We start from the raw sequence: 11,753 nt of genomic DNA, 5'->3' as shown, positions 1-11,753 counted from the left end.
TTTTTTTTGAAAGAATCAAAAAATAGCAGCATGTTCAATCGAAAATTTCTACATGATACACATCCGTCTGATTTCGGCATATCCCCAAAACTTCAAACCCACCTTCTTGGGGAATTTCTTCTACCAAATCAAACTCCTCGCAGTCTTTTGGCAATCCTTCAAATATCAAAGTAAAGTGATGTTTGGGGCCAAAGACATGTAACCACTGTGGAAAAAAGGGAATCTTATCGGCGTTGAGCAGTTTTGATTTTTCTCCACCTTCTCTAGGTATTAAAAAAGTACTTGGCCAAATACGTATTTGCCACCAAGAGTGCCCTGTACTGATACTTACATGCACGATAACCTGACGCTCTACCTTTGATTGGGCTTGAGCATCTGTGATCAGCTTTTTTTCCAGGTCAATTTTCGGGGGTGCGACTTTTTCCAAAATGAAGAATTTGACACTAATTTAAAAAAATCATACACTTGGTCACATTCTTATCGGGTTTTTAAAACTAAATGTTTTTACCTTTTTCCTCACATAACTTTTTGCAATGACATGAATCACGATTTTCCAGCCTAATCCCGCTATTTTTTCTATTTTTGCAAGCTGTTAGACAATATTTTAAAGAATTCGCTAATAATGGCAGATTACAACCCTCAAGTAATAGAAAAGAAATGGCAGCAGTACTGGGAGCAAAACCAGATTTTCAATGCCAAAGTAGATCCTAGCAAACCTAAATTTTATTCTTTGGACATGTTTCCTTACCCTTCAGGGGCAGGACTACATGTAGGACACCCACTGGGCTATATTGCCTCTGATATCATCACACGTTACAAAAGGCTGCAAGGATTCAATGTCCTGCATCCCATGGGTTATGACTCATTTGGGCTTCCCGCTGAACAATACGCCATTCAGACAGGCCAACACCCTGCCATTACTACTGAGGAGAATATCAAAAGATATACGGAGCAACTCAAGAATATTGGTTTTGCTTTTGACTGGAAAAAAGAGGTGAGAACTTCCGATCCATCTTATTACAGGTGGACACAATGGATATTCATGCAGCTTTTCAACAGTTATTATGACAAGACTGAAGACAAAGCCAAAAGCATCGCCAGCTTAATCGAAAAATTCCAGGCCAAGGGCAACTCTGGAATCAATGCCGTATGCGATGAAGATACACCTGAGTTTTCGGCAGATGATTGGAATGCTTTTTCCGAAAAGGAAAAGCAAGAAATCCTTTTAAAATATCGCTTGACCTATTTGGCAGAAACAACCGTCAACTGGTGTGCTGCTCTAGGCACTGTACTTTCCAACGATGAAGTAAAAGACGGTTTTTCCGAAAGAGGAGGCCATCCTGTGGAACGCAAAAAAATGATGCAATGGTCTATGCGAATCACTGCCTATGCTGACAGGTTATTGAAAGGCCTAGAAACTGTCGAATGGAACGAACCTATCAAAGAAATGCAACGCAACTGGATAGGTAAATCCACAGGTGCAGAGATGGTATTCCAAGTCAAAGGTCAAGATAAGAAAATCAAGGTTTTCACCACAAGAATTGACACCATTTATGGTGTTACATATTTGGCTTTGGCACCTGAGCATGACTATGTTGAGGACTTGATCACTGAAGACCAAAGAGCAACTGCTGAAGCTTATGTAGAAGTTGCCAAAAACAGGTCAGAGCGTGAAAGGATGTCCGATGTCAAGACCATCTCAGGAGCATTTACAGGTTCCTATGCCATCAATCCATTCAATGGAGAGGAAATCCAGATTTGGGTAGCGGACTATGTATTGGCTGGATATGGAACGGGAGCTGTGATGGCTGTTCCGGCGCATGATGAAAGGGATTATAATTTTGCCAAGCATTTTGGACTTGAGATCAGACAGGTGATTGAAGGCAGCATGGAGGAAGGTTCTTTTCCGGGAAAAGGAGGTACTATCATGAATTCAGACTTCCTTTCAGGTTTGGAGATGAAACCCGCCATGGACAAGGCAATCGTCTTTTTGGAAGAAAAGAAAATAGGAAAAGGTAAAATCCAATTCAGGATGCGTGATGCAATTTTCACCCGTCAGCGCTATTGGGGAGAACCTCTTCCTGTTTATTTCAAAGATGGACTTCCATACTTGATTGATGAAAAAGACTTGCCTTTGGTATTGCCTGAGGTTGATAAATATTTGCCAACTGAAGACGGAGAACCGCCTTTGGCAAGAGCCAAGGACTGGAATTACACCACCGAGGAAGGGACATACCCATTGGAGAGAAGCACGATGCCAGGTTGGGCAGGTTCCAGCTGGTACTTCTTCCGCTATATGGACCCACAGAACACAGAGAAGTTTGTAGATGAAGAAATCGCCAAATACTGGGGCGCGGTAGACTTATATATCGGTGGCGCAGAACATGCTACAGGACACTTGCTTTATTCAAGGTTCTGGACCAAGTTCTTGTATGATATCGGAGCAGTGAGCATTAAAGAACCTTTCCAGAAAATGATCAACCAAGGCATGATCCAAGGAAGGTCTAATTTTGTGTATAGGGTAAAAGGCAGCAATAAGTTTGTTAGCCTCGGGCTAAAAGATCAGTATGAAACTTCAGCCATGCACGTAGATGTCAATATCGTTCACAACGATCAATTGAATTTGGACAAATTCAAATCTTGGAGGCCGGATTTGACTGACGCTGAGTTTATCCTGGAAGATGGCAAATACATCTGCGGAGCTGAAGTAGAGAAAATGTCCAAGTCCAAGTACAACGTAGTCAATCCAGATGACATTATCGAGCGCTATGGTGCAGATACATTAAGGTTGTACGAAATGTTTTTAGGCCCACTAGAACAGTTCAAACCGTGGAACACCAATGGTATCGACGGCGTATCCAAGTTTCTCAAAAAACTCTGGAAACTTTATCATGACAACAATGGCAATATTTCTATTTCTGAAGAAAAAGCCAGTCCTGAGGAATTGAAAACCTTGCATAAAACCATCAAAAAGACTCAGGAAGATTTGGAGAATTATTCCTTCAATACCTCTGTTGCTTCTTTTATGATTTGTGTGAATGAACTGACTGCTTTGAAGTGCAATAAAAGAGAAGTCTTGGAACAATTGGCCATAATCGTGTCTCCCTATGCACCGCATATTGCAGAAGAGCTTTGGACAATCCTGGGCCAAAAAGAATCCATCATACAGGCAACTTTCCCGGCTTTCAAAGAAGAATATCTTGTAGAAAGCAGTCATGAATATCCAGTTTCTATCAATGGTAAAATGCGTGCCAAGCTCACCTTACCGCTTTCTTTGACCAAAGAGGAAATCGAAAAAGCCGCAATGGAAGACAGTACTGTTCAAAAATGGGTGGAAGGCAAAGCGCCTAAAAAAGTGATTGTGATCCCCGGTAAAATCGTAAACATCGTTGTTTAAATAATCATCAATATGATTATCCCCAATCATGCTACTAATCAATTAGAGAAAGGGCTTGTTCAAGAAACTATCATCTTGACCAACAACCCTTTCCTTACCTCTTGGCTTTATGAATAGCTTTTTCATCAAATTTGCAGCTTTAGTTTCATCAGGGATTTTTGCCTATTCCTATATGAGAGAATGGCTGGGTGCAAAATGGTTGGGAGAAGAAATAGTACTTTTACCAAACAAAGATGAAACTCCCTATTTTCATAATTCTGAAGAGCTTTATCTTAATGTGATTTTAATTTTCGGACTTCTGTTCACTGTTATTTTCGCGGCATCAGTATATTTCACTGTCAAAAAAAAGGAGAAAATGGTCATGCTTTGCTTTGTTGTGAGCATGTTGAGCATTTTTGTGGTTATGGTAAATGGGGCAATAAAATAATTGTAATTTTGTAATTGGATATAAATATTATGAAAATAGCAGAAAAAATGATCGTAGGGCTTACCTATGAATTGAAAGTAAGTAAAGAAGAAGATGAAATCGAATCAGTCCCCTTCAGTGTAGAGGTAAGAGACCAAGAAGATCCGTTTTATTTCCTTTTTGGCAATAGTGGTCTCCCTGAAAAATTTGAAGAATTACTTGCGAGAAAAGGTGAGGGTGAAAGTTTCAATTTTGTTTTGACTCAAGAAGAAGCTTACGGGCAGGCCTCAGATGAATTGATCATGGAGTTTCCAAAATCTCAATTTTCCGAAGCTCAGGGTTTTGAACCAGGTATGTTGGAAGAGGGCAATTTTCTTCCGCTTATTGATGAAAATGGTTATCCCATGCAAGCAAAGGTTTTAAAAGATTTGGGAGAAAATATTCTTTTGGACTTCAACCATCCTTTGGTTGGCTTTGACCTTCACTTTGATGGAGAAGTTTTCGAAGTAAGAGAGGCTACTGAAGAAGAACTGGAAAACGGTCATGTCCAAGATGAGGACGAGTCCGAAGATTAAAAAATTTTCCTCCTGGAAATTCTGGGAGGATTTTTTTTAAAAGGAAATTTCATTCCCTTTTTCCCATTTTAGAAAAACCTGATCTCCTACTTCAAAAAATCTTTTTTTGTCTTCAATTTGCCAGAGATGACCATTGGCTAATTCGACTGTAAGTTGATTATAGTGAATCAGGTATTGTTTATCGACTACTTTGGTCTTCAGGCCAGAGGATTTGTAAAGTGACACATCAGATGGTCTGATATATGAATTTTTGGTCTCAGGAATAGCATTCAGATGGCTGAACAATTTAGCTGAATATAGATTTTTTGGTTTCAAAAAAATAGATTCAACATCACCTGATTGAACAATTTTACCTTTTCGAATAATGATGAGTGAATCGCTCATCTGCAATGCATCATCTAAGTCATGCGTAACAAAAAGCACTGTAATATTTAGCTTTTGAAACATTGTTTTCAATTCGTAGATCAACTCCCTTCTCTGAATAGTATCCAGGCTTGAAAATGGTTCATCTAGTAAAATCAATGATGGTTCTAAGCTTAGCGCTCTCCCGATGGCGACCTTCTGTTGCTGACCTCCTGACAATTCCTTGGGAAGTTTATCTCTAAATGGCTGTAAGCCAAGCAAAGTCAGAATACTTTCAAGCCGTTGAAATCTATATTCTTTATCATATTGAAGTAGAGGTCTTTGGATGTTTTCCGAAACTGTACTGTTAGGGAAAAGCTTATAATCCTGATAAACCAATTGAATCTCGTCATAACCGGGAACCAACTTTTCCTTGGGACCCAATATGTTTTCACCTGCCAAAGAGACTACTCCCGAATCCTTATTTTCTGTGCCTGCAATTATTCTTAATAATGTACTTTTACCAGAACCGCTTTCGCCAATCAAAGAGGTGATTTTTCCTTTGGTGAGTTCCAATGAGAAATCCTTTAAAACAGGTTTTCCTTTTTCATAAGACTTATCGACATTTTTTATCAAAAGAAAACTCATGATTTGGAGATAAGATCCCTCATCTTTTTGGGTAGACTATCAAAAATCAATTCAAAAGAATGGTCTACTAGTTCTAAGATCAATTTATCAGGAACAGAGGTATTGAATTCCACTGTATTCCAGTACTTTTTATTCATGTGATAACCAGGAACTATCCCTTGGTAGCGCTCCCTCAATTGAACAGCCCGCTCCGGATCACACTTAAGGTTGACACTTTCAAAAAGTTCAATATCAATGATGGCAAAGATTTTACCCCCCACTTTAAAGCAAAGTGTGTTTGCATCAAAAGGAGTATCTTCTACGACTCCTTTTTTTGAAAGGCAATATTCTCTAAAGAAAACAATATCCATAATGCAGCTTGATTTCAACGCATATTCACTTGAATATCAATATATCAGCCTAAGGTATAAAATTTAAATCAAGCACATCTCTTGACTGTCCAAAAAATAATGGCAGCCAAAAACATTAAAATCGAAATTTTATTGATACCGTGCATCATCCTCAAATTGAAGTTTGAAGGCTTATCAGGATCTGGTTTTTGAAATACTCTAAAGAAGTAATTGCCTACTTCTCCCAGCTTAAAAAATTCTTTGAGTTTATTATTTGACATTGTTTCGTTCGTCTTATGTAAGTTTTGCTTATACAACAAATTATCAGGCCTCTGGTTCAGTCCAGGCTCCGTCTTTTTTTATGATTTCAATAAGCTCATCTACAGCTTTTTCAGACGGCACTGACCTTTTTACCACTTCTTTACCTCTGTAAAGTGTGATTTTCCCTTTTCCTGACCCAACATAACCAAAATCCGCATCCGCCATTTCTCCCGGTCCATTGACTATGCAACCCATAATTCCAATTTTGACGCCTTTGAGGTGATCAGTCCTTTTTCTGATCATGGCTGTTGTTTCTTGAAGATCAAATAAAGTACGGCCACAAGATGGACATGAAATATATTCGGTCTTGGACATTCTGGTTCGAGCGGCTTGCAAAACGCCAAAGCTGACAGAATTGTGCAGTTTTATTTGATCCCACGCTGTATCCCTATCTAAAGGATCAGAAAAGTCTCTACCAATCATTATCCCATCTCCTAGTCCATCAATTAACAAACCTCCTACGTCAGTCGCAGTATAAAGCATGGTTTTATCACTGCTCTGTTTACCATACTTCACCTTAGGGACTACAGGCAGCTGTATATCATTTTGCATTAGCTTAACAAACGCTCTTCTCAATGCTGGATAGGTATGAAGATTTGAAGTGCTTAAAATTATAACAAGATCCTTTCTGTTTTTGATAAAGGGCAAGGCATCTTCAATTTCTGTATCTGTAAGCAACAAAAAGTTTAAAGATAAATGAATGTCTTTTGCTTCTTTGAATTCTGACAGGATGAAGACTGGGAATTTATTAGCCCTATCTTCAGTATTTTCCCAAATAGCATAATTTTGAATTTCCTTCATCCCATTTGGAAGCATAAATGGTATTGGATTAGATCCTGTATATACAAAATCAGCCCCTTGGTCATTCATTTTCCATTTATCCAGTTCTGGGAGGTAAAAGTGCCCAACCTGTTTCATTTCCTTTGGACTGATATTTTCAATCATCGAAATATCAGCTATTACTCTTGGAACATTTCCAGCTCCGAAATTATAAACTTCTACACTTTCCCTTCGGTTATACTCAAATGGATTGATAGGATACTCCGTGATTTCCTGAACCATTTCATGACCAGGTCTATCCTCGTACCTATCTACTAGAGCTTTAGCTACAGGTGCTTCAAATTCAGGATCTTCTGTCAAAGAAACCCTAACGGTATCGCCTAAACCATCTTCAAGAAGTGTTCCTATACCTACTGCCGACTTGATACGACCATCCTCTCCATCTCCAGCTTCTGTTACTCCAAGGTGCAGGGGATATGGTTTGAAGCCACCCTCATCAAGCTTTTGGACCAATAGCCTATAGGCCTGAACCATTACCTGTGTATTGGACGATTTCATCGAAATGACTATGTCAAAATAATTTTCATCCTCACATATCCTCAAGAATTCCAAAGCTGACTCCACCATACCTATTGGAGTATCTCCATAACGGCTCATAATACGATCTGAAAGAGACCCATGATTGGTCCCAATACGCATAGCTGTACCATGCTCTTTGCAGATTTTTACCAAAGGAAGAAACCGCTCACGAATTCTCTCTAACTCTTCTTGGTAACTTTCATCGGTATATTCGATGACTTCAAATTTTTTCTTATCAGCGTAATTTCCAGGATTAATCCGGACTTTCTCAACAATTTTTGCAGCTATTTCCGCTGCATTGGGTGTGAAATGAATATCAGCTACGAGAGGGGTATTGTATCCTTTCTTCCTCAACTCATCTTTTATATTTTGGAGGTTCTCTGCTTCCTTCATACTTGGTGCAGTGATACGAATCAACTGACAACCACTTTCTATCATTCGAATACACTGTTCGACAGACCCAGCGGTATCCATGGTATCTACCGTAGTCATCGATTGAACTACAATAGGGTTCTCACCGCCAATAACCACGTCACCTACTCTGACAGGTATAGTCTTTCTTCTAGAATAGCTAGTCAAGCTATTGCAATACTTGATCTGTTCCAATAAAGATTTGGTTTCCATAAAATTATAGATCTCCTAATTGTGGTCTGATTACTATTTCTTCAACAACTGAACTTGGAGAAAGGTTATACGCAGCCCATACTGATTCAGCCACATCTACCGCTTTCATAAATCTTTCTTCGGGGATTTCAACCCCTTCCCAACTGGCAGTAAAAGTCGCTCCAGGTAAAACTGAAGTCACCTTGATATTAAAATCCTTAAGTTCTTGTCTCAGGCATTTCGTGAAACCCAACATTGCCCATTTGGAAATCGCATAACTACCACCATTTGCATATGCCGTCAATCCTGCAATAGATCCAATAGAAAAAATGTGACCCGATTTTCTTTCAATCATTTCTTGAGTAAAGGCTCTTGTCAGATAGTAAGCAGAATACAAGTTGGTTTCAATCATCAATTCCATATTCCCCTCAGGTTCAGAATGAATTGCACCAGGAAGAAATACTCCTGTGTTATTTACTAACACGTCAGGCGTTCCAATCTCGGATTTCAGTTTATCAGCAAAAGAAATTAACTCATTTTTCTTAGACAGGTCAGCCCTGAAAACAAAGATTTTTTGACTTGGAAAACTGGTGCTGAAGTATTTTTTAAGCTCTTCAAGATCTTCTTCACTTCTAGCGCAGGTAGATATATCAAACCCTTCCTTTGCAAACCTTTCAATGATAGACCTTCCTATCCCTTTTGTTCCACCTGTTACTACTATATGCTTGGACATTTACTTGTTGTTTTAATAGTTAGTATGACAACTATCCTACTTGGGCAAAGTTACATTTTTTTGAAAGATTTACGAACTTAAACGGTTAATCCTCTTTTAAGGAAGCATTTTGCCTTATTTTTAAGCTATGGAAGATCAAGTTACTGACAAGCTAGAACTAGCTGCGCAATTTGTAAATAGCACAAACAGCCCGATTTTTTTAACAGGTAAGGCTGGTACTGGAAAAACAACATTTTTAAGGAGTTTGGCTAACCTTACCTATAAAAAATATGTGGTTGTAGCGCCTACCGGAATTGCTGCACTACATGCGAAGGGAGTGACAATACACTCTCAGTTTTTATTGCCTTTGGGCTCATTCTTACCGACCCAGGACCCTGATGGGAAATTTGGAACAGGAGCAAATTTTTACACACAACACACCTTGACTAGGAGGCATCCAATTAATGCTGCAAGAAAAAGCGTACTCAAATCAATCGACCTCCTTATCATAGATGAAGTCAGTATGTTGAGAGCTGATATCTTAGACGCTATTGATTTCAGGTTAAAAACAGTAAAAAGAAATTTCAACGAACCCTTTGGAGGCGTACAATTACTAATGATCGGGGATCTTTTCCAATTACCGCCAATAGTAAAAGACCAAGAATGGAGAGTATTGGGACAGTTTTATAAAAGCATGCATTTTTTTGAGGCTCATGCCCTGAAAAACTCAGGAATGGTATACTTAGAATTGGACAAGATATTCAGGCAACAGGATGACACTTTTATCACTATCCTCAATAACCTAAGAGAGAATAAAGTAACAGAGAACGACATCAAAACACTCAACTCTTTCTTTAAATCCCAAGATGAAATAAAAACGATTGAGGATGCCATTACCATTACCACTCACAATTACAAAGCTGAAGAAATCAACAGAAGAGCACTAAACGAACTTGAAGGTAAGCTGTATCAATATGAAGCTGATGTGACAAAAGATTTCCCAGAGAGTCTATTCCCTTTACCTAAAATATTAGAGTTAAAAGTAGGTGCTCAGATAATGTTTGTAAAAAATGACAGTAGCGGTTTTTCGGAATTTTTTAATGGAAAAATGGCAAAAGTAAAAGACCTGTCAAAAGATGAGATTACAGTAACTTTTGAAGGGAGAGAAGATGGCTATCAATTAAAAAAAGAGGTTTGGGAAAATAAGAAATATGTCATCCATGAAGAGACCAAAGAATTAGAAGAAGAAGTGATAGGGACCTTTGAACAATTCCCTATAAAACTCGCATGGGCAGTAACAGTTCATAAAAGTCAGGGGCTAACTTTTGACAAAGCGATAATTGACGTCGGTCAGGCATTTGCTCCTGGGCAAGTTTATGTAGCACTAAGTAGATTAAGGTCCATGGATGGATTGATCTTGAGAACAAGAATTCAATCAAACACCATCAACAATGATCCAAGTGTGGTATCTTTTTCAAAAAGCACTGAATCACTCCCACCTCTCAATGTTGTACTGGAGGAAAGGCAAGTCAGCTTTATTCAAAGATTAGTCTTTCAAACTTTTAATTTTAAAGATATTTTAGATTCAATACTTGTATTTGAAAAGGACGCTGACAGCCATTTGGAGTTCGAAGACGAAGACATGAGAACTGCTGTTGGAAATCTTAAAACCTTAATTCAAGCAGAACTTGATTATTTGGGGAAATTCCAAAATCAATTGAGTAGATTAATCCATCAACAAGAAATTGGTTTACTCCAGGAAAGATTGGAGAAAGCTGAGCACTACTATGAGGGGAAATTAGAGAATATTCTATTTAAACTTTTGATACATAGATCAGAAATAGACAGGTTATCAAAAACCCAGACCTATAAAGAAAAACTTGACGAGATTCAACTGTCACTATTAAGAAAGCTAGTTCAAATAAAAAAGGCAGCAAGAGTGATGATTTCCATCATCGAAAAAAAACCATTGGGGAAACTTGAAAAAATAGATTTGGAAGTTTCATACCTCCGGTCAAAACTTGAGAAAGAAGCAGAAAGGCTTGCAAACGAAAACCCTAAGTTTCTCAAAAACAAAACAGGAAAACGAAAAAAAGGCAGCCCGAATGTGAAGTTGGAAAAAGGAGAAACCTATGAAATAACTTACTTGATGAGTGACCAAGGCGCAACAATTGAAGAAATAGCCGTTCAAAGAGGATTGGCAGAATCTACTATAAAAAGCCATTTGGCAAAGGGTATCCAAAACGGAAGAGTTTTACTTTCAGCCCATATGAGTCAGGAATTGATAGAAGAAGTATCCGCTATAATTAAAAGATTTGATGCTGATTTGGGCAAAATAAGACAGGAACTTCCCGGAACTTATGACTACGGTACATTAAAAATGGTTGCGGCACATTTGGGACTTACAAAAGGATAAGTTTGATAAAATTTAAAAGCCCTATTTGTTAAAAGGTTAATGGTTGAAAAAAGTTGAAGGTTGCTAGTTGATCATGTTGAGGTCAACCCATTTTGAGGAGATTGGAATTGAAGCAAAATTCATGTCATAGTACCACAGATCAACGTTTCATAAGTTACGCAATTGGCTAATAGACAGAATCCAGATATATAGTTCTCAGGTTGATGATTTCCCTCAATATCTCCTGTACCATACCTACGGTAGGAAACCCTGCGGCACTTTAAAACTTATTTTCAATGTTTAATCCCCGCAATGGTTCTTCATGAATCATTCTACAGAATAGCTATGTCGTCATTCCTGTATTTCTTGACCCTCTCCTCTTCATAAAGAATTGCTGAGTTGAATTCAAGAAAGGCCTAGTAAACCTGCCTGACGGACAGGCAGGCCGTAAATCACATTTAGTAAATTCACCCCTTCCTTGTTCGCATCTCGTCTCTCGCATCTCGGTTCTTGCTTTTGTCTCACATTTCCCCCCAAACGCAAAAAACCCTTTGGATTGCTCCAAAGGGTATGTATAAATGAGGCGGCGACCTACTCTCCCGGGTGTAACCCCAGTACCATCGGCGCTGCAGGGCTTAACTTCTCTGTTCGGGATGGGAAGAGGTG

Annotated in this window: 10 protein-coding genes and 1 rRNA gene; 4 read left to right on the top strand and 7 right to left on the bottom strand. The window is 38.6% G+C overall.

The genetic code is table 11. The features are described 5' to 3' along the window. Window positions 1–34 precede the first annotated feature (34 nt). Window positions 35–427: a hypothetical protein gene (locus tag CLW00_RS20040; protein ID WP_245917418.1), complete on the bottom strand. Its 393-nt coding sequence runs from the start codon at window positions 425–427 to the stop codon at window positions 35–37. Between the two features lie 195 nt (window positions 428–622). Here CLW00_RS20040 and leuS point away from each other — a divergent pair, with 195 nt between their 5' ends. From leuS to CLW00_RS20025, 3 genes are all read left to right on the top strand, one after another. Continuing rightward, the gene (leuS, locus tag CLW00_RS20035) at window positions 623–3,397 is read left to right on the top strand and encodes a leucine--tRNA ligase (protein WP_106135500.1); all 2,775 of its coding nucleotides are present in this window, start codon (window positions 623–625) and stop codon (window positions 3,395–3,397) included. A gap of 109 nt (window positions 3,398–3,506) precedes the next feature. Further along, window positions 3,507–3,824 carry a hypothetical protein gene (locus CLW00_RS20030; RefSeq protein ID WP_106135499.1) on the top strand — a complete coding sequence of 106 codons (318 nt, stop codon included), beginning with the start codon at window positions 3,507–3,509 and terminating at the stop codon, window positions 3,822–3,824. A gap of 29 nt (window positions 3,825–3,853) precedes the next feature. Next, window positions 3,854–4,378 carry an FKBP-type peptidyl-prolyl cis-trans isomerase gene (locus tag CLW00_RS20025; protein ID WP_106135498.1) on the top strand — a complete coding sequence of 175 codons (525 nt, stop codon included), beginning with the start codon at window positions 3,854–3,856 and terminating at the stop codon, window positions 4,376–4,378. 36 nt (window positions 4,379–4,414) lie between these two features. On the opposite strand, the gene CLW00_RS20020 is transcribed toward CLW00_RS20025, so the two are convergent. The 5 genes from CLW00_RS20020 to CLW00_RS20000 form a co-directional block, all read right to left on the bottom strand. Beyond that, the gene (locus CLW00_RS20020; protein ID WP_106135497.1) at window positions 4,415–5,368 is read right to left on the bottom strand and encodes an ABC transporter ATP-binding protein; all 954 of its coding nucleotides are present in this window, start codon (window positions 5,366–5,368) and stop codon (window positions 4,415–4,417) included. After that, window positions 5,365–5,718, bottom strand: coding sequence for an MmcQ/YjbR family DNA-binding protein (locus CLW00_RS20015; RefSeq protein WP_106135496.1), 354 nt, complete (start codon window positions 5,716–5,718; stop codon window positions 5,365–5,367). Before CLW00_RS20015 ends, CLW00_RS20020 begins: the two co-directional genes overlap by 4 nt. Window positions 5,719–5,786: 68 nt before the next feature. Continuing rightward, window positions 5,787–5,978 carry a DUF6728 family protein gene (locus CLW00_RS20010; RefSeq protein ID WP_106135495.1) on the bottom strand — a complete coding sequence of 64 codons (192 nt, stop codon included), beginning with the start codon at window positions 5,976–5,978 and terminating at the stop codon, window positions 5,787–5,789. A 43-nt stretch (window positions 5,979–6,021) separates the two neighbouring features. Then, on the bottom strand, window positions 6,022–8,001 hold the full coding sequence (gene ispG, locus CLW00_RS20005; RefSeq protein WP_106135494.1) for a (E)-4-hydroxy-3-methylbut-2-enyl-diphosphate synthase: 1,980 nt from the start codon (window positions 7,999–8,001) through the stop codon (window positions 6,022–6,024). Window positions 8,002–8,005: 4 nt separating this feature from the next. Beyond that, on the bottom strand, window positions 8,006–8,713 hold the full coding sequence (locus CLW00_RS20000; RefSeq protein WP_106135493.1) for an SDR family oxidoreductase: 708 nt from the start codon (window positions 8,711–8,713) through the stop codon (window positions 8,006–8,008). Window positions 8,714–8,840: 127 nt separating this feature from the next. Between CLW00_RS20000 and CLW00_RS19995 the strand changes: the two genes are divergently transcribed. Then, window positions 8,841–11,108, top strand: a complete 2,268-nt coding sequence (locus CLW00_RS19995; protein WP_106135492.1) for a helix-turn-helix domain-containing protein — start codon at window positions 8,841–8,843, stop codon at window positions 11,106–11,108. Window positions 11,109–11,665: 557 nt separating this feature from the next. Here CLW00_RS19995 and rrf read toward each other — a convergent pair. Then, window positions 11,666–11,753 (bottom strand): 5S ribosomal RNA (rrf, locus tag CLW00_RS19990); the annotation flags it as partial.

The organism is Mongoliibacter ruber (assembly GCF_003003005.1).
Classification (GTDB): Bacteria; Bacteroidota; Bacteroidia; order Cytophagales; family Cyclobacteriaceae; genus Mongoliibacter; species Mongoliibacter ruber.
The sequence above is the reverse complement of the archived record's forward strand: the minus strand, read 5'-3'. Positions and strand labels throughout refer to the sequence as shown.